General features: G+C 55.8%; 19 protein-coding genes. 6 read left to right on the forward strand and 13 right to left on the reverse strand.

Annotated elements, in window-relative coordinates:
* The first annotated feature begins 1 nt into the window (after window position 1).
* The 4 genes from ribD (at window position 2) to thiL (ending at window position 3,153) form a co-directional block, all read left to right on the forward strand.
* Complete coding sequence (ribD, locus tag DD597_RS16360; protein WP_129256408.1) at window positions 2–1,105, forward strand: bifunctional diaminohydroxyphosphoribosylaminopyrimidine deaminase/5-amino-6-(5-phosphoribosylamino)uracil reductase RibD; 1,104 nt, start codon at window positions 2–4, stop codon at window positions 1,103–1,105.
* A gap of 87 nt (window positions 1,106–1,192) precedes the next feature.
* The gene (ribE, locus tag DD597_RS16365) at window positions 1,193–1,663 is read left to right on the forward strand and encodes a 6,7-dimethyl-8-ribityllumazine synthase (RefSeq protein ID WP_003859098.1); all 471 of its coding nucleotides are present in this window, start codon (window positions 1,193–1,195) and stop codon (window positions 1,661–1,663) included.
* 21 nt (window positions 1,664–1,684) lie between these two features.
* Window positions 1,685–2,104, forward strand: a complete 420-nt coding sequence (gene nusB / locus DD597_RS16370; protein WP_006809908.1) for a transcription antitermination factor NusB — start codon at window positions 1,685–1,687, stop codon at window positions 2,102–2,104.
* Window positions 2,105–2,181: 77 nt separating this feature from the next.
* The gene (thiL, locus tag DD597_RS16375) at window positions 2,182–3,153 is read left to right on the forward strand and encodes a thiamine-phosphate kinase (protein ID WP_023315516.1); all 972 of its coding nucleotides are present in this window, start codon (window positions 2,182–2,184) and stop codon (window positions 3,151–3,153) included.
* 69 nt (window positions 3,154–3,222) lie between these two features.
* On the opposite strand, the gene DD597_RS16380 is transcribed toward thiL, so the two are convergent.
* From DD597_RS16380 to xseB, 4 genes are all read right to left on the reverse strand, one after another.
* Window positions 3,223–4,197 (reverse strand): aldo/keto reductase, encoded by a 975-nt coding sequence (locus tag DD597_RS16380; RefSeq protein WP_023315517.1) that lies wholly within the window; start codon window positions 4,195–4,197, stop codon window positions 3,223–3,225.
* A 62-nt stretch (window positions 4,198–4,259) separates the two neighbouring features.
* A complete protein-coding gene (gene dxs, locus DD597_RS16385) occupies window positions 4,260–6,122 on the reverse strand; it encodes a 1-deoxy-D-xylulose-5-phosphate synthase (protein ID WP_045330256.1) in 1,863 nt (620 codons plus the stop codon).
* A gap of 24 nt (window positions 6,123–6,146) precedes the next feature.
* A complete protein-coding gene (gene ispA, locus DD597_RS16390; RefSeq protein WP_048210518.1) occupies window positions 6,147–7,046 on the reverse strand; it encodes a (2E,6E)-farnesyl diphosphate synthase in 900 nt (299 codons plus the stop codon).
* Complete coding sequence (gene xseB / locus DD597_RS16395) at window positions 7,047–7,289, reverse strand: exodeoxyribonuclease VII small subunit (RefSeq protein ID WP_003859094.1); 243 nt, start codon at window positions 7,287–7,289, stop codon at window positions 7,047–7,049. It abuts the gene before it with no gap.
* Between the two features lie 178 nt (window positions 7,290–7,467).
* Here xseB and thiI point away from each other — a divergent pair, with 178 nt between their 5' ends.
* On the forward strand, window positions 7,468–8,916 hold the full coding sequence (gene thiI / locus DD597_RS16400; RefSeq protein ID WP_022650463.1) for a tRNA uracil 4-sulfurtransferase ThiI: 1,449 nt from the start codon (window positions 7,468–7,470) through the stop codon (window positions 8,914–8,916).
* A 125-nt stretch (window positions 8,917–9,041) separates the two neighbouring features.
* On the opposite strand, the gene yajL is transcribed toward thiI, so the two are convergent.
* Both yajL and panE read right to left on the reverse strand, forming a co-directional pair.
* Complete coding sequence (gene yajL / locus DD597_RS16405) at window positions 9,042–9,632, reverse strand: protein deglycase YajL (RefSeq protein ID WP_023315520.1); 591 nt, start codon at window positions 9,630–9,632, stop codon at window positions 9,042–9,044.
* Window positions 9,595–10,506, reverse strand: coding sequence for a 2-dehydropantoate 2-reductase (gene panE, locus DD597_RS16410; RefSeq protein WP_110108166.1), 912 nt, complete (start codon window positions 10,504–10,506; stop codon window positions 9,595–9,597). The genes yajL and panE overlap by 38 nt, the downstream gene beginning before the upstream one ends.
* Window positions 10,507–10,631: 125 nt before the next feature.
* Here panE and DD597_RS16415 point away from each other — a divergent pair, with 125 nt between their 5' ends.
* Window positions 10,632–11,123: a YajQ family cyclic di-GMP-binding protein gene (locus DD597_RS16415; RefSeq protein ID WP_017383179.1), complete on the forward strand. Its 492-nt coding sequence runs from the start codon at window positions 10,632–10,634 to the stop codon at window positions 11,121–11,123.
* Window positions 11,124–11,155: 32 nt separating this feature from the next.
* Here DD597_RS16415 and DD597_RS16420 read toward each other — a convergent pair whose 3' ends face one another.
* The 7 genes from DD597_RS16420 to DD597_RS16450 all read right to left on the reverse strand — a co-directional run bounded on the left by DD597_RS16420 (window position 11,156) and on the right by DD597_RS16450 (window position 19,448).
* Window positions 11,156–12,517 (reverse strand): MFS transporter, encoded by a 1,362-nt coding sequence (locus DD597_RS16420; protein ID WP_032608641.1) that lies wholly within the window; start codon window positions 12,515–12,517, stop codon window positions 11,156–11,158.
* Between the two features lie 115 nt (window positions 12,518–12,632).
* A complete protein-coding gene (gene fucA, locus DD597_RS16425; RefSeq protein ID WP_022650466.1) occupies window positions 12,633–13,280 on the reverse strand; it encodes an L-fuculose-phosphate aldolase in 648 nt (215 codons plus the stop codon).
* Window positions 13,281–13,308: 28 nt separating this feature from the next.
* A complete protein-coding gene (locus tag DD597_RS16430) occupies window positions 13,309–14,304 on the reverse strand; it encodes a LacI family DNA-binding transcriptional regulator (RefSeq protein ID WP_022650467.1) in 996 nt (331 codons plus the stop codon).
* A 60-nt stretch (window positions 14,305–14,364) separates the two neighbouring features.
* Window positions 14,365–15,954, reverse strand: coding sequence for an FGGY-family carbohydrate kinase (locus tag DD597_RS16435; RefSeq protein ID WP_032645866.1), 1,590 nt, complete (start codon window positions 15,952–15,954; stop codon window positions 14,365–14,367).
* Between the two features lie 11 nt (window positions 15,955–15,965).
* Window positions 15,966–16,916: an ABC transporter substrate-binding protein gene (locus DD597_RS16440; RefSeq protein WP_000858088.1), complete on the reverse strand. Its 951-nt coding sequence runs from the start codon at window positions 16,914–16,916 to the stop codon at window positions 15,966–15,968.
* Between the two features lie 46 nt (window positions 16,917–16,962).
* On the reverse strand, window positions 16,963–17,946 hold the full coding sequence (locus DD597_RS16445) for an ABC transporter permease (RefSeq protein WP_017383183.1): 984 nt from the start codon (window positions 17,944–17,946) through the stop codon (window positions 16,963–16,965).
* Window positions 17,947–17,948: 2 nt separating this feature from the next.
* Window positions 17,949–19,448, reverse strand: a complete 1,500-nt coding sequence (locus DD597_RS16450; protein ID WP_032657379.1) for a sugar ABC transporter ATP-binding protein — start codon at window positions 19,446–19,448, stop codon at window positions 17,949–17,951.
* Window positions 19,449–19,673 lie beyond the last annotated feature (225 nt).

The following is a 19,673-nucleotide window of genomic DNA, read 5'->3' on the forward strand; positions in this document are numbered from 1 at the left end:
CATGCACGACGAGATGTACATGGCGCGAGCCATGAAGCTGGCGCAGCGCGGTCGGTTTACCACTCACCCTAACCCCAATGTCGGGTGCGTCATTGTTAAAGATGGTGAGATCGTGGGGGAAGGTTTTCACTATCGCACAGGCGAGCCGCATGCTGAAGTGCATGCCTTGCGCATGGCGGGGGAGAAAGCGCGTGGCGCGACGGCCTATGTGACGCTGGAGCCATGCAGCCACCATGGGCGTACGCCGCCGTGCTGTGAAGCGCTGATTGCGGCGGGCGTCTCGCGCGTTGTCGCCGCCATGCAGGATCCTAACCCGCAGGTAGCGGGCCGCGGACTGTATCGTCTGCAACAGGAAGGAATCGACGTCAGCCACGGCCTGATGATGCAGGATGCGGAAGCCCTGAATAAAGGCTTCCTGAAGCGTATGCGCACCGGCTTCCCGTTTATCCAGCTTAAGCTTGGCGCGTCACTGGATGGCCGCACGGCGATGGCGAACGGCGAGAGCCAGTGGATCACCTCGCCACAGGCAAGGCGCGATGTGCAACGTCTGCGCGCGCAAAGCCATGCTATTCTCACCAGCAGTGAAACGGTACTGGCTGACGATCCGGCCATGACCGTACGCTGGGAAGAGCTGAATGCAGATACGCAGGCGCTCTATCCGCAGGAGAACCTGCGTCAGCCGCTGCGCATTATTATTGATAGCCAGAACCGCGTGACGCCGGAGCACCGCATCGTGCAGCAGCCGGGGGAAACCTGGATTGCACGCACCAAAGAAGATACGCGCGAATGGCCGCAAGGCGTGCGCAGCATTACGGTGCCGGAACATAACGGGCATCTGGATCTGGTGGTGCTGATGATGTTGCTCGGCAAACAGCAGGTCAACAGTATCTGGGTTGAAGCCGGTCCGACGCTCGCCGGCGCACTGCTTCAGGCGGGGCTGGTGGATGAGCTTCTCGTCTACGTTGCGCCTAAACTGTTAGGTAACGACGCGCGCGGCCTGTTTGTGCTGCCCGGCCTTGAAAAACTGGCCGATGCGCCGCAACTCTCATTCAGTGAGATTCGTCCGGTAGGCCCGGATGTCTGCCTCCATTTAACGACAGCGTAATTGCTCCTGAAATAGGGAAGCAGTACGCAAAGTATTATGATAAAATCCGCCCCCCTGCGGGGCCAAATGAACCCGTAAAGGAAGAGTATGAACATTATTGAAGCTGCTGTAGCTACCCCGGACGCTCGCGTCGCCATCACCATTGCGCGTTTCAACAACTTCATCAATGATAGCCTGCTGGAAGGTGCGGTTGACGCCCTGAAACGTATCGGCCAGGTTAAAGATGACAACATTACCGTCGTTTGGGTACCAGGTGCTTACGAACTGCCACTGGCAGCGGGCGCGCTGGCGAAAACCGGTAAATACGACGCGGTGATTGCGCTGGGTACTGTTATTCGTGGCGGCACTGCGCACTTCGAATACGTTGCGGGCGGTGCAAGCAATGGTCTGGCGCACGTTGCGCAGGATGCTGAAATTCCTGTCGCGTTCGGCGTGCTGACCACCGAAAGTATTGAACAAGCCATCGAACGTGCTGGCACCAAAGCCGGTAACAAAGGTGCAGAAGCTGCACTGACCGCGCTTGAAATGATCAATGTATTGAAAGCCATCAAGGCCTGATTTTTTTGTAAGGGGAATTCCGTGAAACCTGCTGCTCGTCGCCGCGCCCGTGAATGTGCCGTCCAGGCACTTTACTCCTGGCAGTTGTCCCAGAACGACATCGCTGATGTTGAATACCAGTTCCTGTCAGAACAGGACGTGAAAGACGTTGACGTTCTGTACTTCCGTGAACTGCTGTCGGGAGTGGCGACTAATAGCGCGTATCTCGATGGTCTGATGAAGCCATACCTGTCCCGTCTGCTCGAAGAGCTGGGCCAGGTCGAAAAAGCAGTGTTGCGTATCGCGCTGTTTGAGCTGTCTAAACGTGATGATGTGCCGTACAAAGTGGCCATCAACGAAGCGATCGAACTGGCGAAAACCTTCGGCGCTGAAGACAGCCACAAGTTTGTTAACGGCGTGCTGGATAAAGCCGCACCTGCGATCCGTCCCCACAAAAAGTGATCCGCAAACCGGAGTTCTGCATTGCCTGACGGGCAGTGCGGCTCCGGTTTTTTCTTTTATTTGCTGAGGCATAACGTATGGCATGCGGCGAATTCTCCCTGATTGCCCGTTATTTCGACCGTGTCAGAACCTCTCGTCTTGATGTTGAAACCGGCATTGGCGATGACTGCGCACTTCTCAATATTCCCGAAAAACAGACGCTGGCAATCAGCACCGACACCTTAGTGTGTGGGCGACATTTCCTGCCCGACATCGATCCTGCCGATCTGGCGTATAAAGCGCTGGCGGTGAACGTCAGCGATCTGGCGGCAATGGGCGCCGACCCGGCCTGGCTGACGCTGGCTCTGACCTTGCCAGAGGTGGATGAAGCCTGGCTTGAAGCCTTCAGCGATGCCCTGTTTGAGCAGCTGAATTATTACGATATGCAGCTGATTGGCGGTGATACCACTGCCGGTCCGCTGTCGATGACCCTGGCAATCCACGGCTATGTGCCTGCCGGGCGCGCGCTGAAACGTTCGGGCGCAAAACCGGGCGACTGGATCTACGTGACCGGTACGCCGGGGGATAGCGCGGCAGGGCTGGCAATCCTTCAGAACCGTTTAACGGTTGAAGATGCTGACGATGCGGCGTACCTGGTGAAGCGCCATCTGCGGCCCACGCCGCGTATTTTGCACGGTCAGGCGCTGCGCGAGCGGGCCAGTTCGGCTATCGATTTGTCTGACGGGCTGATCTCCGATCTCGGCCATATCCTGAAAGCCAGCGGCGTGGGCGCGCGGATCGATCTGGATCTGTTTCCTCTGTCAGAGCCTTTGCGTCGCCATGCCGAGCCTGAGCAGGCGCTGCGATGGGCGTTATCCGGTGGAGAAGATTATGAGCTGTGCTTCACGGTGCCTGAGCTGAATCGCGGAACACTGGATGTGGCGTTAGCGCATCTGGGGGCGAAATTTACCTGCATCGGGCAGGTGATGCCGGAAAGTGAAGGGCTGCTGTTTGTCCGCGACGGCGCCCCGGTTACGCTTGACTGGAAAGGGTACGATCACTTCGCGTAATTTTGTGCGCTCTGTATTGCCGGGTGGCGCTGCGCTTACCCGGCCTACGGATTTTGTTCCCTGAATTGTTTATTTAAACCCTACCACCGGATGTTGCTGATACGGCGTCTCCAGCTCGGCAATCTGCTCCGGCGTCAACGATAAGTCCACCGCACTCAACAACTCATCCAGCTGTTCTTCCCGCGATGTGCCCACAATCGGCGCGGCGACACCGCGCTTGCTCAGCAGCCACGCCAGTGCCACCTGCGCGCGCGTTGCACCGATATCGTCGGCGATCCCGGCTAAGCGTTCGGCAATTAACGCATCGCTGGTTTCTGTATCGTCATACAGGTTTTTACCCACTTCGTCCGATACCAGCCGGGCGGTGGTTTCGCCCCACGGACGGGTTAACCTTCCGCGCGCCAGCGGGCTCCACGGGATCACCGCCACGCCTTCCTGGTAGCAGAGCGGCAGCATCTCGCGCTCTTCTTCCCGGTAAATCAGATTGTAGTGATCCTGCATGGTGACAAAGCGCGCCCAGCCGTGCTGTGCCTGGAGATCGAGCGCCTGGGCAAACTGTGAGGCATGCATGGACGATGCGCCGATGTAGCGCGCTTTACCGGCTTTCACGACGTCGTTCAACGCTTCAAGCGTCTCTTCGATCGGGGTGTTGTAATCCCAGCGGTGGATTTGCAGCAGGTCGACGTAATCCATGTTCAGGCGTCTGAGGCTGTCATCAATAGAACGCAGGATCTGCGCGCGAGAAAGGCCTTCCGCCAGGTCGCCTGACGGGTAGTACACCTTAGTGGCAACCACAACGTCATCACGACGGGCAAAATCTCGCAGGGCGCGGCCAACAATCTCTTCGCTGCTGCCGTCGGAGTAGCTGTTGGCGGTATCGAAGAAGTTGATGCCGCCGTCAATGGCGCGCTTGATGATGGGGCGGCTGCTCTCTTCCGGCAGCGTCCAGGCATGATTTCCCCGGTCAGGCTCGCCAAACGTCATGCATCCCAGGCAAAGCCGGGACACCTTAAGGTCCGTTTTTCCTAATGTCGTGTATTGCATGGTTCCGCTCCTGCTGTTTAAACAATACGTTTAAGCATAGCAGGAGCAGAAAAGGGGAGGGATCAGGCCAGCCAGGTGCGGATTTTGGCTTCGATACCGGCGGCGTCCAGACCAATGTCGGCGCGCGCCTCATCCTGAGTGCCTTGCGGGATGAAGTGGTCCGGCAGGCCGAGATTAAGCACCGGAACGGCTTTATGGTTCGCCATCAGCACTTCGTTCACGCCGCTACCCGCGCCACCCATGATGGCGTTCTCTTCCAGCGTGACCAGCACGTCATGGCTTTCCGCCATGCTCAGAATCAGAGATTCATCGAGCGGCTTCACGAAGCGCATATCGACCAGCGTCGCATTCAGGTTTTCAGCGACTTTTGCCGCTTCCGGCATCAGCGTACCAAAGTTCAGGATCGCCACTTTTTCACCGCGACGTTTCACCAGACCTTTACCGATGTCCAGTTTTTCCAGCGGCTGTAATTCAACGCCAAGGGCATTACCGCGTGGATAGCGTACCGCGCAGGGACCGTCCTGATAGTGGTAACCGGTATACAGCATCTGACGACACTCATTTTCGTCGCTTGGCGTCATGATCACCATGTCCGGGATACAGCGCAGGAAGGAGAGATCAAACGCGCCCTGGTGCGTCTGGCCGTCAGCCCCCACAATGCCCGCGCGATCGATAGCAAACAGCACCGGCAGCTTCTGGATGGCAACGTCATGGATAACCTGATCGTAGGCGCGTTGCAGGAAGGTAGAGTAGATCGCTACCACCGGCTTGTAGCCGCCAATCGCCAGGCCCGCAGCAAAGGTTACCGCGTGTTGCTCGGCAATGGCGACGTCGAAATACTGGTCCGGGTATTTTTTGGAAAATTCCACCATGCCGGAGCCTTCACGCATGGCAGGCGTCACCGCCATCAGCATGTTGTCTTTCGCCGCCGTTTCGCACAGCCAGTCGCCGAAGATTTTTGAGTAGCTTGGCATCCCGCCGCTGCTTTTCGGCAGGCAGCCGCTGGTATGGTCGAACTTAGGCACTGCGTGGAAGGTGATCGGATCTTTCTCCGCCGGTTCGTAACCACGCCCTTTTTTGGTCATGATATGCAGGAACTGAGGGCCTTTCAGGTCGCGCATGTTTTTAAGCGTCGTCACCAGACCCAGCACATCGTGGCCGTCCACCGGGCCGATATAATTAAAGCCCAGCTCTTCGAACAGCGTACCCGGTACGACCATGCCTTTGATGTGTTCTTCGGTACGCTTAAGCAGCTCTTTGATCGGCGGTACGCCGGAGAAGACTTTTTTACCGCCTTCACGCAGTGAGGAGTAAAGCTTGCCGGACAGCAGCTGCGCCAGATGGTTATTCAGCGCGCCGACGTTCTCGGAGATCGACATTTCGTTATCGTTGAGGATCACCAGCATGTCCGGTTTGATATCGCCCGCGTGGTTCATGGCCTCAAAGGCCATCCCGGCGGTGATCGCCCCGTCGCCAATCACGCAGACAGTGCGACGTTGTTTATTCTCTTTTTCGGCGGCAACGGCAATACCAATGCCCGCAGAAATGGAGGTGGAAGAGTGGCCGACGCTTAACACGTCATATTCACTCTCGCCGCGCCACGGGAACGGGTGCAGGCCCCCTTTCTGGCGAATGGTGCCAATTTTATCGCGACGTCCGGTCAGAATTTTGTGCGGATAGGCCTGGTGGCCGACATCCCAGATCAGCTGATCGAACGGCGTGTTATAGACGTAATGCAACGCCACGGTCAGCTCAACCGTGCCAAGTCCGGAGGCGAAGTGGCCGCTGGAGCGGCTAACGCTGTCGAGCAGGTAGCGACGCAGCTCGTCACACAGCTTCGGCAGACTCTCTTTCGGCAACAGACGTAACTCCTGAGTGGAGTCAACTAACGCCAGTGTCGGGTATTTGGCAATATCAAAACTCATCAAAGGCTCATCGAGATTTATAGTTTATTTATCACGCTGGATTATGTAGTCCGCTAGCGCTTCCAGTGCCGAGGTATCCAGCGATTGCGCGGCCAGCCCATTCAGCGACTGGCGGGCATCGTCTATCAGATCCCGGGCTTTACGTTGGGCATGCTCAAGGCCCAACAGGGCGGGATAGGTACTTTTGCCAAGCTGCTGATCCGCACCCTGACGTTTTCCCAATGTTGCAGTATCGCCCACCACATCCAGAATGTCATCCTGAACCTGGAATGCCAGACCGATACTTTCTGCGTATCTGTCCAGAATCGGCAGGGCTTTACGCCCGCGTTCACCCGCGCTCAGCGCGCCCAGGCGAACGGCTGCACGAATCAGTGCGCCCGTTTTGTGACGGTGGATGCGCTCCAGCTGTTCCAGAGTAACCTGACGACCTTCAGCCTCTAAATCCAGCGCCTGGCCGCCGCACATCCCGGCGACGCCGCTGGCCATTGCCAGTTCGGACACCATTGCCAGACGATCGCGATCGCTCACTTCAACCATCGGCGCATCGCTCAGAATGGAGAAGGCCAGAGTTTGCAGCGCATCACCCGCCAGAATGGCATTCGCTTCGCCAAATTTGATATGGCAGGTTGGCTGACCGCGACGCAGATCGTCATCGTCCATGGCTGGCAAATCATCGTGGATCAGGGAATAGGCGTGGATACACTCCACGGCGGCTGCCGGGGCGTCCAGCGTGTTATCGCTGATACCGAACATGTTGCCCGTGGCATACACCAGGAATGGACGCAGGCGTTTACCCCCCAAGAGTGCGCCATAGTGCATGGCTTCAACCAGTGGAGTGTTCTGAAAAGGCTGCGGCTCAATGAAACGGCGCAGCGCGTCGTTGGCGCGGATGACGCGCGCCTGAAGCGCGTTGGAAAAATCCATTTACTCGGCGTCCGGTGTGAATGGCGTGGTTTTAGCGTCTTCGCTGTCGGAAAGCAGGATCTGCACACGCTGCTCGGCCTGCTGAAGCTTTACCTGCCCCTGGCGCGCAAGCTGCACACCGCGTTCAAATTCGTTGAGGGCATCTTCCAGCGGTAAATCGCCGCTCTCGAGGCGGGTAACAATCTGCTCAAGCTCACTCAGCGCAGTTTCAAAACTGGCCGGTGCGTCGTTCTTCTTCGGCATAGTGAATTAACTCTTATATTCTTCGCCCCAACATGGTAACGGACTCGGGGCAATTATCAAATAACGCGAGTGGCGCGATGGTGGTATACTTGCGCGCCTGGATGCAGCCACGGGTGTGGGCTGCTGTATCATTTTCCACTACAAGCCTTTATAAGCTTGCCTAAGAAACATTGCCGCCATGAAGTTTATCATTAAATTGTTCCCCGAAATCACCATCAAAAGCCAATCTGTGCGTTTGCGCTTTATTAAAATTCTCACCGGGAACATTCGTAACGTATTAAAACACTACGACGAAACGCTCGCTGTGGTGCGTCACTGGGACCACGTTGAAGTCCGCGCGAAAGACGAAAGCAAACGTCTTGATATTCGCGACGCGCTGACCCGTATCCCGGGTATTCACCATATTCTGGAAGTGGAAGACGTTCCGTTCAGCGATATGCACGATATCTTCGAAAAGGCGCTGGTACAGTACCGCGACCAGATCGAAGGCAAAACCTTCTGCGTGCGCGTGAAGCGTCGTGGTAAACACGAGTTCAGCTCGATTGAAGTCGAGCGCTACGTTGGCGGCGGTCTGAACCAGCACGTTGAGACGGCGCGCGTGCGCCTGACTAACCCGGACGTTACCGTTAATCTTGAGATCGAGAACGATCGTCTGCTGCTGGTTAAGGGTCGTTATGAAGGTATTGGTGGTTTCCCGATCGGCACGCAGGAAGATGTGCTGTCGCTGATCTCGGGCGGCTTCGACTCCGGTGTCTCCAGCTATATGCTGATGCGTCGCGGCTGCCGCGTGCACTACTGCTTCTTTAACCTGGGCGGCGCGGCGCATGAAATCGGCGTACGTCAGGTGGCGCATTACCTGTGGAACCGCTTCGGCAGCTCTCACCGCGTGCGTTTTGTGGCGATCAACTTTGAGCCGGTGGTCGGGGAAATCCTCGAAAAAGTGGACGACGGCCAGATGGGCGTGGTCCTGAAACGTATGATGGTGCGCGCGGCGTCCAAAGTGGCTGAGCGCTACGGCGTGCAGGCGCTGGTCACCGGTGAAGCGCTGGGGCAGGTCTCCAGCCAGACGCTGACCAACCTGCGTCTTATCGACAACGTGTCTGATACGCTGATCCTGCGCCCGCTGATCTCTCACGATAAAGAGCACATCATCGATCTGGCGCGTAAAATCGGTACTGAAGATTTTGCCCGTACCATGCCGGAATATTGCGGTGTGATCTCAAAAAGTCCAACCATTAAAGCGGTGAAGGCGAAGATCGAAGCGGAAGAAGAGAACTTCGATTTCAGCATCCTGGAAAAAGTGGTGGCGGAAGCGTCCAACATCGATATCCGTGAGATCGCCCAGCAGACCGAGCAGGAAGTGGTTGAGGTGGAGACGGTCAGCGGCTTTGGTGCTAACGATACGATTCTGGATATCCGTTCTGTTGATGAGCAGGATGACAAGCCGTTGCAGGTGGAAGGCGTGGAGGTGGTTTCGCTGCCGTTCTACAAGCTGAGCACCCAGTTTGGCGATCTCGACCAGAGCAAAACGTATCTGCTGTGGTGTGAGCGTGGGGTCATGAGCCGTTTGCAGGCGCTGTATCTGCGTGAGCAGGGCTTCGCGAACGTGAAGGTGTATCGCCCGTAGTTTATTGTCGAGGAGTGCGGCCTGATGCCCTCACCCCGTCCTTCTCCCGCAGGGAGAGGCCGCAAACATTAAAAACGGCAACCTCGGGTTGCCGTTTTGCTTTTACCTGGCGCCACCCGGCTTTTTTATTCGTAGTAGTTATAAATCCCCGCCGCCATCACCAGTGATGACGCGACTTCGTACGCTTTTTCGCGCCCAACCAGCAGGTCAATAATCTTCAGGCCAAAATCAATGGCGGTGCCCGGCCCCTGGCTGGTGAGCAGGTTAACGCGCGGATCCCAGACCACGCGTTTATCCACCCACTGGTCTTCCGGAATTGTATCCTTCAGACCAGGGAAGCCGGTCATATTGCCGATGGGGAAAATGTCGTGCGGAACCAGCACCGTACCTGCGGCTGCACAGATTGCCGCGATGATACGCCCGGAAAGATGAAACTGACGAACGGTTTCAACCAGCAGCGGGCTGTCGCGGAAACACTCAGCCCCCTTCAGACCACCCGGCAGAACGATAATGTCGTAATCACCGTCCGCCACCTGTACAAGCGGTGCATCCGCCAGAATCTTCACCCCACGCGAGCAGGTAATCGCCAGGCTTCCGTCGCTGGCGACGCTGGCGGTAGTAACCTTAATACCACCACGTACCAGCAAATCAATGGTGGTGACCGCTTCTGTCTCTTCGCTACCAGGGGCGAGGCATACCAGTGCCGATGCGCTCATACTCACTCTCCTTTCGTTTTACTAACTCAAACAGACGGCTATTTTCCGCAACGGTAATGCCGTGTGCCCGGGCGCGTTTTAACAGATAACCGGTAATGTAATCAATTTCGGTATGCCGCATAGCCCGGATATCCTGCAACATTGAGGAGATATTTTCTGCCGTACTCTCAATGACCTGGTCGACATAATAACGTAAATCGGACTCTGAGGTGTGGTAGCCTTCGCGTTCAATGACGGCGGCAACTTCCCGGCAAATCAGCGCTACCCGATGAGGATGCTGGCGCAGTTCACCGTTAGGGCAATCCAGCAGGGCGGTCAGCGGATTAATCGCGCAGTTCACCGCCAGTTTGCGCCACAGTTCCGCGCGAATGTTATTGTGCCAGGCGACGTCAGGCAGCGTGCTTTGCAGGGTATCCGCAAGATAGCTGTAATCGCCGGGCTGTTCACGCGCGGGACCGATATGAGTGATACCACTGGCAACATGGATAATGACGTTACCGTCGCGACGCGCCGCGTGGGTGGTTGTCCCCATCAGCAGCGGTTGCCGGACAGATTTTAGCTCTTCAATGGTACCCATACCGTTGTGAATCAGCAGGATTGGCGTGCTTTCAGGTAACTGGGCGGCCAGGCTTTTCACCGCATCGGAGACCTGCCAGGCCTTCAGCGTGACCAGCAGCAAATCGCTGGTGGCAAGAAATTCCGGATCGTTTGCCGTCAAAGACTCATTAAAAATTGAACCGTCTGTACCCATCACGTTCACACTGCAATAGGGCTGGGGAATTCGCAGCCAGCCCTGAACGTCGTGTCCCTGTTTGCATAGCGCTGTAAGCCAGAGTTGGCCAAGGGCTCCGCATCCAAGCACTGTTACTTTCATCGTTCCTCCTCACCTGCAACGGCGCCAGGTGCTATGACGCTAAGTATAGCGCCATCAGCTAAGCTTCTCGTTATGCCTCGTTGCGGGTATTATGCAACGCAACAAAAATGAAGGGAGAAGAAAAGATGCCATCTTTCGATATTGTTTCTGAAGTTGATTTGCAGGAAGCGCGTAACGGCGTAGAAAATGCTGTCCGTGAGGTTGAGTCACGTTTCGATTTTCGTGGCGTTGAGGCGACCATTGAACTGAACGACGCGAACAAGACGATCAAAGTCCTGAGCGAGTCTGATTTCCAGGTCAACCAGTTGCTGGATATCCTGCGCGCCAAGCTGCTCAAGCGCGGCATTGAAGGGACCTCACTCGATGTGCCGGAAGATTTTGTTCACAGCGGCAAAACCTGGTTTGTGGAAGCGAAGCTGAAGCAGGGGATTGAAAGCGCCGTGCAGAAGAAAATCGTGAAGCTTATCAAAGACAGTAAGCTCAAAGTGCAGGCGCAGATCCAGGGGGAAGAGATCCGCGTGACCGGAAAATCCCGTGATGACCTGCAATCCGTGATGGCGCTGGTGCGTGGCGGCGATCTCGGTCAGCCATTCCAGTTTAAAAACTTCCGCGATTAAGACAATCATGCCCGGCTAAACCGGGCATTTTTTCAGGCCTTCAGCGCCTGCTCTACCTCAAAGCGGTTAGTCACTTTGCTGTCAATTTTGACATACGCACTGCGCTCTTCCGGGACAATCAGCACTTCGCTCACGCCCTCTGTCGCTTCCAGACGCTGTTGTAACGCGTCACCGATTGCCACGTCATCGGGAATTTCTACCCGCAGGCTACTCACGTAACGCGGCTCTTTCATGGTGCTGGCCACAAACAGCCAGAGCATCGCCAGCAGCGCACCGGCGAGGAAAACGGTCTGGGAGTCAAACAGACCATCCACCCAGCCGCCGAGTGACCCGCCGATCGCCACGCCGAGAAACTGGCTGGTGGAGTAAATGCCCATCGCGGTGCCTTTGTATCCTGCCGGAGACTCTTTGCTGATAAGCGACGGCAGCAGGGCTTCCATCAGATTAAAGGCCAGGAAGAACAGTTGTACGCCAGCGATCAGCTCCCAGAAATGCGGGCCGGCGCCCCACAGCACAATCTCGGCAATCAGCAGTAACGCCACGCAGCCCACGAAGACGCGTTTCATTTTGCGCTTCACTTCGGCGTAAATAATGAAGGGCACAACGGAGACAAACGAGATCAGCATTGTGACCAGATAAATTTTCCAGTGCTCTGCCGCCGGAAAACCTGCTGAGGCCAGTTGACCGGGCAGGGCGACGAAGGTGGACATCAGCAGAATGTGCAGGCACATAATGCCGAAGTTCAGCTTAAGCAGGCGCGGCTCGGCGATGACTTTGCTGAAGCAGCCTTTGACCATCCCAGATTCACGGTTGAGGACGTGGTTTTTACTGTCAGGTACAACCCACAGCGTGAGTGCGATCCCGATGGTCGCCAGCACCGCAATCATCCAGAACAGGGCGTGCAGGCCGAGCGCATGAGTGATAACGGGCCCCAGCACCATGGCAATGGCAAACGTGACGCCAAAGCTGACGCCGATAAACGCCATGGCTTTGGTGCGGTTTTGCTCGCGGGTTAAGTCTGACAGCAGCGCCATCACGGCGGCGGCAATCGCCCCGGAACCTTGCAGGGCGCGCCCAAGAATAATTCCCCAGATGGAGTGGGAGAGGGCGGCGATGATGCTGCCGAGCACAAACACCAGCAGCCCGCCGACAATCAGCGGTTTGCGACCCACTCGGTCGGAGAGCAAGCCAAAGGGGATCTGGAATATTGCCTGCGCCAGGCCGTAGATACCGATCGCCAGACCGATCAGCGCTTCGCTGGCACCCTGTAACGCCATGCCATATGTGGTCAGAACGGGCAGGACCATAAACATGCCAAGCATCCGCAGCGAGAAAACAGTCCCTAAACCCCAGGTCGCACGCAGTTCGCCTGGCGTCATTTTATAATCGTTCATTACCACCTCTACCAAAAAGCAGGCCATAGTTTAGGCGGGGTGATAAGTGCGGTAAATAGGTGTTTGTTTAAGAGATATTACGAGGGTGTGATAAAAGCACCCCCGGATAAAAAAATTACGCCTCGACGCGCAATCCGTAGCTTTTGAATTTCTCAAGAACAATGGCAATTTCATCGTCACTGAGTACCGGAACGGGATCCACTATCGCCAGCGTGGTCAGGTAGAGTTTTGCCAGCACCTCTACCTCCTGCGCCAGCCACAGTGCCTTTTCAAGATTTTCTTCGCAGGTTATCAGGCCGTGGTGCTGTAAGAGCGTCGCTTTGCGATCGCGTAACGCGATCGCGACATGCTCTGAAAGCGCGCGCGTCCCGAAGGTCGCGTAAGGGGCGCAGGGAATGGAGTTTCCCCCGGCGGCGGCAATCATATAGTGAATAGCAGGAATGGGGCGGTTGAGTATCGAGACGGCGGTACAGTTAACCGCATGGTTATGGACGACGGCGTTAGCATCCGGGCGGGTCTGATACACAACCTGATGAAAACGCCATTCGCTGGAGGGCAGTTTATCTTCTTCGTGTCGCCCCTGTGCATCTACATAGACGATACTCTCTTCGGTCAGATGCTCGTAGGGAATTCCGGTCGGCGTAATCAGCATGCCGTCGCGATAGCGAACGCTGATATTGCCGGCGGTGCCCTGATTTAACCCCATGCGGGTCATCTCAAGGCAGGTGTCGATAATGTCTCTGGCTAATCGGGCTCGTTCCATTTTTTATTCTCCGGGTACAGTTTTATTTTTACTGGCGGGAACGTTTGACCAGCTTCATATCGACTTTCGCCGTCTCGTTGACCGCTTCGCCGTCGATGGCTCGCTGCATCAGTTCAAACGCTTTTTCCGCCCAGGTATCTTCGTCCTGCTGCATGGACCAGACGCTGTTAGGCAGGAACCCCAGCATGGGGTGCTCATCGAAGGTGCCGATATTGATGTGTTGGGGCACGGTGCCGGTACGCGTCCGCAGGGCTTCGATTGCCCCTTCCAGAACGGGTAACGATGAGGCGATAAACGCCTGCGGAACACCCTGGCTGTCGATAAGCGAATCCATCAGGGCATATCCGCCCTCCGGCGTATTGTCAGGCCCTTCGATGACCCACTCGCGATGGTGAATACCGGCTGTTTTCAGGGCCTGTAAGTAGCCGTTCAGACGGTCCGTAATACTGGGCAGTGCGGTATCGCCCACAAGGAACCAGAGCGGCATTTTTCTCTCTGCCAGCATGTTGCGGGCCAGTTCATCCCCCCCGGCCTCGTTATGACTCTCAACCAGCGCGTTGTCAGTAAAGCCAAAATCCCGGTCGAGGAGCACCAGTGGTTTTTGGATCTGCCGCAAATGATGCTGCTGGTTTTCCAGCGTCGAGGGAACGATAAACAAGCCGTCCACGTTGCGCGCCATCAGCGCTTTGACCAGCTTGTTTTCGTAATCCACATCGTTGTAAGTACAGCTGATCATCAGTTGGTAGCCCGAACGGCGGCAGCGCAGTTCGAGTTTCTCGGCGAGCGTTGCAAAGAACACGTTCGAGATGTTGGGCACGATGAGCCCCAGCGTCTCGGTTTTGTTTAGCTTAAGACTGCGCGCCGAATGGTTGAGGGTATAGCCGAAGCGCTCGACGTGCTCATTAATTCGGGACTGTGTTTTCACGCTGATCCGATACTGTTCGGCTTTCCCGCTCAGTACCAGCCGCACGGTGGTGACGGATAAATTCAGATCCTTCGCTATCTGTTCAACTGTTTTGGCCATCGCTACGCCTCAATCCTTAACGTACGTAAAAACTGCTGATAAAGCATACGCATCCTGCCATTACATTTCCTGCTGCATCAGGAGATTAAGCGCCTGCTGCTGGGTCCACAGCATCAGGTACGCCTCATATTTTTGCCGGTGGAAGGCCGCGGTTTCCGGCCGACGGGTGATGATGTCGCCGGCTTTGACCATTTCCCGGGTAGCGTCGGTGAGCGTTGTCCATGCACCGCTCGCCACTGCGCCGCAAATGGCCGCGCCGAGAGTGACGGCATCTTCTTCGGCTAAAAGATGAATATCGCAGCCCGTGGCATCGGCATACTCCCGCAGCCAGAGCCGGTTATGGGTGGCTCCTCCACAAATGACAATGCGCGACAAGGTGTGCCCGTGTTGTTTCAGGGTATCCATAATATGTCGTGTGCCATAGGCTATGGCCTGTAGCGTGGCCAGATAGAGCCTCGCCAGCGCACGTTCACCGGTTTCTAATGTCAGACCGACCACGCTGCCCCGCGCATCCGGACGCGAACGCGGCGAGCGGTTGCCGTGATGATCGGCCAGAATGTGCAGGTTGCGGGTGGGATATTTTTCTTCCTGTTCAAGCGCGGCTACCCAGTCGTTGAGCAGCGCCACCGGATGGCGTTGCGCCGCTTCTGCTTTTGCAAACAGATCTGCGCTGGCTCCGTGCTCGCGCAATGTCCAGTCGACCAGCGCCCCGGCAGCACTTTGCCCGCCTTCCGTCAGCCAGTAGCCCGGCAGCATGGCGCTCCAGTAAGGCCCCCAGACGCCGGGCGTATGGATCTCCGTCTGACTGGCAAGCATATGGCAGTTCGAGGTTCCGCTGATGAGCGCCAGCGTGCCCTCCGGGTGTGAGCCCGTCAGCGCCACGCCACCCGCGTGGGCATCGATCATGCCGCTTGCCACAACCACCTCTTCGGGCAACCCCAGAGCTTGCGCTGCCTGTGGGCTGAGTTTTCCGACGCATTCAGCGACGTCCAGAATAGTATCGGGAATTTTTGTCAGTAAGGTCTCCAGCCCCACCTCCCTGAGCAGCGATTCGCTGAACTGCGCCTCATGCGCAAGGTAGTTCCATTTGCAGGTGAGGGTGCACAGGCTGGCGGCGTCCTGGCCCGTTGCTTTCCAGACCAGAAAATCGGCAAGGTCGAAAAAGCGCCAGGCCTGATTCCATGTTTCAGGATGATGTCGCTGCAACCACAGCAGTTTTGGCAGTTCCATTTCAATACTCACCTCGCCGCCCACGTAGCACAAGGCCGGATCGCGTGTGGCATTGATGCGAACGGTTTCTTCGTGAGCACGATGATCCATCCACATAATGATGTCCTGCGATGCCGGACTGTCGGGGGACACGCTCAGGCCGTTACCCTCAGCATCCAGCGCGACCAGCGAGCAGGTGGCGTCGAAGCCAATCGAACGAATGGCGTCGGGTGAGATCCCTGAGGAGTCGACGGCTTCCCGCACCACCGCGCAAACCTGCTGCCAGATCTCCGCGGAGGACTGTTCCACGCGCGCGTTGCTGGCGTGAAACTGCGAAATCGGACGGGTCGCGAAGCTCAAACGCTCGCCTTGCGCAGAGTAAAGCCCAGCACGAACGCTGGCTGAACCCACATCGACCCCGAGGAAATAGCCGTCACTCATCATGAACTTCCTTATTTTTTACCAAACGGATGTAACAGTTTATCAATTTCAGGGGTGTTGATATTCTGCGCATTGACATATTTCACTGGAATATCAATTTCTTTAGCCACCGTCTGTCCGGAAATCACCGCGTTCAGCGCCTTTATGCCCTGATAACCAATCTGGTACGCGTCCTGCACCACAAAGCCCTGAATCACGCCGTTTTTGAGGAAGTTAATGATGGCTTCGGTGCTGTCAAAACCGATGACTTTCACTTTGCCCTTCAAATTCTGGCTGTCGATCGCGTTCGCAACGCCCAGGGTTGAGCCTTCGTTGGTGGCATAAATACCGGCGATATCCGGGTTGGCCTGAACCATATCAATGGTTTTATCCATCGCCTTTTGCGGGTCGCCATCGCTATATTGCACCGGCAGTACCTGAATATTCGGGTACTTCTCTTTCATTCGCTCGCTGAATCCTTCAGAGCGCTCAATGGCGGACGTCGTTCCGGCTACGTGGGCGATAATACCCACTTTCCCCTTCTGACCTACCTGCTCCGCCAGCGCATCCGCAGCCTGTGCGCCCGCCTTACGGTTATTGGTGGCGACAAAGCTGGCTGGGATATCGGAGTTCACGCCCGAGTCGAAGGTCACCACTTTGATCCCCCGGCTGTTGGCGGTTTCGACCAGCGGGGCAAGGGCGTTTGCATCAAGCGCGGCCAGCAACAGGCCGTTTGGCTTTTGTGCCATGGTGTTTTCGACTAACTGGATCTGCTCGGCGATTTGCGTTTCATCGGCAGGGCCAACGTAGCTGGTTTTGTCACCCAACTCTTTTGCGGCAGCTTCCGTCCCCATTTTGACCGTCTGCCAGAATTCGTGCTGGTAACCTTTACTGACTACCGGCAGGTTCAAATCTTTTGCCAGCGCGCTGCTGGACAGGATGGCAACGAGCGACAGGGCGCTCAGGATATGGCTGGTTTTCATTATTTTGCTCCGTTGTAGGGTTGGCAGGGCTTGTTGTATCGAGAACCTAACGCATTCTTTTACGTAACGTGTCCAGGTAGACGGCGGCAACGACGACCACGCCCATCGCCACCATCTGCCAGAACTGGGACACGCCCATGAGATTGAGGCCGTTTTTCAGCACGCTCATAATGAACGCGCCTATGATGGTGCCGCCAATCGTGCCCACGCCGCCCATCAGACTGGTACCGCCGATCACTACCGCCGCAATGGCTTCCAGTTCATAACCTACGCCTACGGTTGGCTGGCCTGAATTGAGACGAGAGGCGAGGATCACCCCGGCCACGCCGGTTAACAGGCCGCATAAGGCGTAAACGAAAATTTTCACTCGCTGGACTTTGATCCCGGAAAGATGTGCCGCCGTTTCATTGCTGCCGACAGCGTAGATATAGCGGCCCATCACCGTTTTCTTCAGGATCCACATGGCGATCAGTGCCACGATGACCAGGTAGAACACCGGATAAGGCAGGACGTCGAACAGGCGACCCTGCGCTAGCAGCTTGAACTGCGGGTAGTCAGAAAAATAAATTGCGCGGCCATCGGTCATCACCATATTGATGCCGCGTACCGACATCATCAGGCCGAGGGTGGCAATAAACGGTGGTATGGTCATTTTGGTGACCAGAAACGCGTTCACATAGCCGCAAAGCCCGCCGGCGAGCACGCCTGCCAGAATACAGACCGGCAGCGGCATACCAAACCCGGCGGCGATGCCCACCGCAACCCCTGAGAACGCCACCACCGATCCGAGCGACAGGTCGATCCCGGCGGTAATAATCACAAAGGTTACGCCAATGGCCATGATGCCAATCACCGCCGTTTGCAGGGCGATAGTCATGATATTTTCAGTATTAAAGAAGAACGGTGAGCTGAAGCTGAAAAACAGAACCAGCAATACCAGGCTAAAAAGAGGCGCCAGACGCATCAGGAGCGCTTTATTTATTTTCATCGTATGACTTCCGCTTTGCGGCGATGGAACGGTAACGGACATGATTAATCCTCCAGCGTGGCGTATTGCATGATTTTTTCCTGGGTGGCGTGCTCAGCCTCTATTTCGCCGGCAATGTGGCCGCTGCGCATCACAAGTATGCGGTCGCACATTCCTAATACTTCCGGCAGTTCGGATGAAATCATGATGATCGATTTACCTTTAGCGACAAGGCGGTTCATTAGTTCATAAATTTCCAGCTTGGCGCCAACATCAATTCCCCGGGTTGGCTCATCAAAAATTAAAATATCGGTATCTTTACAGACCCAGCGGGCAATAATGATCTTCTGTTGATTACCGCCGCTTAAATTCAGTGCCGCCTGTTCCAGATGCGGCGTTTTTATTCGCAGCGCATCCACCAGTTTCTGGCTGGACTCCCGGCAGCGTTTTTCATCGACATTACCCGCGACGCCAGCGTAGTCCGGGTAATTGCCGAGCATAATGTTCATCTCAACGGAAAGGCCGAGGGCGAGTCCCTCTTTCTTGCGGTCTTCTGTTAAATAGCTGATGCCTTTCTCAATGGCGTCAGCCACGTCTTTAATCCGTGTGGGGGTGCCGTTCAGCGTCAGGGTACCGGCGTCGATCGCATCGGCGCCAAACAGGGCCCGGCCCAGTTCCGTTCGGCCTGCGCCCATTAAGCCAGCGAGGCCGAGGATCTCACCGCGCCAGAGGGTAAAGTTGATGTCGTGCAGTACACCATTTCGCGTCAGGCCGTTCACCTCCAGCACTTTTTCTCTGCGCTGAGGCGGCGGCCGTTTTGGGTAGATGTTATCGAGATTGCGGCCAACCATCATGGCGATAAGCTCGCCGATCTGAACCGTTTCATAATCCACGGTGGCGATGTATTGTCCGTCGCGCATGACGGTCGCGCGATCGGCGATCAGCGCCAATTCTTCCAGACGGTGCGAGATGTAGACTATCCCCGTGCCCTGAGCCTTGAGCATCCGCGTGACGTCAAACAAACTCTCGATTTCACTTTCGGTCAGCGCGGCGGTGGGTTCATCCATGATTAGCACTTTGGCATTGACCGAAATCGCTTTGGCAATTTCCACCATCTGCTGCTGGGCTACGGTTAATTCACTGACGCGCGCGTCCGGGGCGATTTTTAAATTCAGCGTGTGCAGTATTTTCTCAACCGCCTGTCGCTGGGCGCGTTTATCTAACTGCCAGCGGCTATTTTTGCAGAATTCGCGGCCAATAAAGATATTCTCTTCCACGGTTAAATCGGGGAAGAGATTAAATTCCTGATGGATAATCGTAATACCTGCGTGCTGAGCACTTAGCGGATCGCTGAATGATACGGATTGCCCTTCAAAGCGAATTTCACCGGAATCGGGTTGGTAAACACCGGATAATATTTTCATCAGCGTCGATTTACCGGCACCGTTTTCACCTAACAGGGCATGTACTTCGCCGCGGCGTAAATCGAAATCAACCTGATTCAGCGCCAGCACGCCGGGAAAGCGTTTGGTGATGCACGTCATCTGAATAAGAGTCTCTGACATTGCAAAATTCCTGTGTTGGAAAGGCAATCAATCACAAGCCACAGTGATTTGGTTAATAAGCTAACTCGACTTAGCTTTCGTCCTTAAAAGCTATTTTAGGGTCATAATTTAGCCAAATCATTTGTATTCAAATTGTGACGCCGTGCAAAGGTATTTTGTTATTTAATTGAATTTAAACGATATATTTAGTTTTTGCTGAATCGTAATACCTGACGCTGATCGAAT

This window comes from Enterobacter cloacae complex sp. 677-3DZ2D5B, from assembly GCF_004136695.1.
GTDB classification, from domain to species: Bacteria; Pseudomonadota; Gammaproteobacteria; order Enterobacterales; family Enterobacteriaceae; genus Enterobacter; species Enterobacter hormaechei_C.

Excerpts from the sequence above, each read along its gene's own strand:
- ribD (WP_129256408.1), top strand. The coding sequence starts at position 2 with ATGCACGACGAGATGTACATGGCGCGAGCCATGAAGCTGGCGCAGCGC.
- ribE (WP_003859098.1), top strand. The coding sequence starts at position 1,193 with ATGAACATTATTGAAGCTGCTGTAGCTACCCCGGACGCTCGCGTCGCC.
- thiL (WP_023315516.1), top strand. The coding sequence starts at position 2,182 with ATGGCATGCGGCGAATTCTCCCTGATTGCCCGTTATTTCGACCGTGTC.
- DD597_RS16380 (WP_023315517.1), bottom strand. The coding sequence starts at position 4,197 with ATGCAATACACGACATTAGGAAAAACGGACCTTAAGGTGTCCCGGCTT.
- dxs (WP_045330256.1), bottom strand. The coding sequence starts at position 6,122 with ATGAGTTTTGATATTGCCAAATACCCGACACTGGCGTTAGTTGACTCC.
- ispA (WP_048210518.1), bottom strand. The coding sequence starts at position 7,046 with ATGGATTTTTCCAACGCGCTTCAGGCGCGCGTCATCCGCGCCAACGAC.
- xseB (WP_003859094.1), bottom strand. The coding sequence starts at position 7,289 with ATGCCGAAGAAGAACGACGCACCGGCCAGTTTTGAAACTGCGCTGAGT.
- thiI (WP_022650463.1), top strand. The coding sequence starts at position 7,468 with ATGAAGTTTATCATTAAATTGTTCCCCGAAATCACCATCAAAAGCCAA.
- yajL (WP_023315520.1), bottom strand. The coding sequence starts at position 9,632 with ATGAGCGCATCGGCACTGGTATGCCTCGCCCCTGGTAGCGAAGAGACA.
- panE (WP_110108166.1), bottom strand. The coding sequence starts at position 10,506 with ATGAAAGTAACAGTGCTTGGATGCGGAGCCCTTGGCCAACTCTGGCTT.
- DD597_RS16415 (WP_017383179.1), top strand. The coding sequence starts at position 10,632 with ATGCCATCTTTCGATATTGTTTCTGAAGTTGATTTGCAGGAAGCGCGT.
- DD597_RS16420 (WP_032608641.1), bottom strand. The coding sequence starts at position 12,517 with ATGAACGATTATAAAATGACGCCAGGCGAACTGCGTGCGACCTGGGGT.
- fucA (WP_022650466.1), bottom strand. The coding sequence starts at position 13,280 with ATGGAACGAGCCCGATTAGCCAGAGACATTATCGACACCTGCCTTGAG.
- DD597_RS16430 (WP_022650467.1), bottom strand. The coding sequence starts at position 14,304 with ATGGCCAAAACAGTTGAACAGATAGCGAAGGATCTGAATTTATCCGTC.
- DD597_RS16435 (WP_032645866.1), bottom strand. The coding sequence starts at position 15,954 with ATGAGTGACGGCTATTTCCTCGGGGTCGATGTGGGTTCAGCCAGCGTT.
- DD597_RS16440 (WP_000858088.1), bottom strand. The coding sequence starts at position 16,916 with ATGAAAACCAGCCATATCCTGAGCGCCCTGTCGCTCGTTGCCATCCTG.
- DD597_RS16445 (WP_017383183.1), bottom strand. The coding sequence starts at position 17,946 with ATGTCCGTTACCGTTCCATCGCCGCAAAGCGGAAGTCATACGATGAAA.
- DD597_RS16450 (WP_032657379.1), bottom strand. The coding sequence starts at position 19,448 with ATGTCAGAGACTCTTATTCAGATGACGTGCATCACCAAACGCTTTCCC.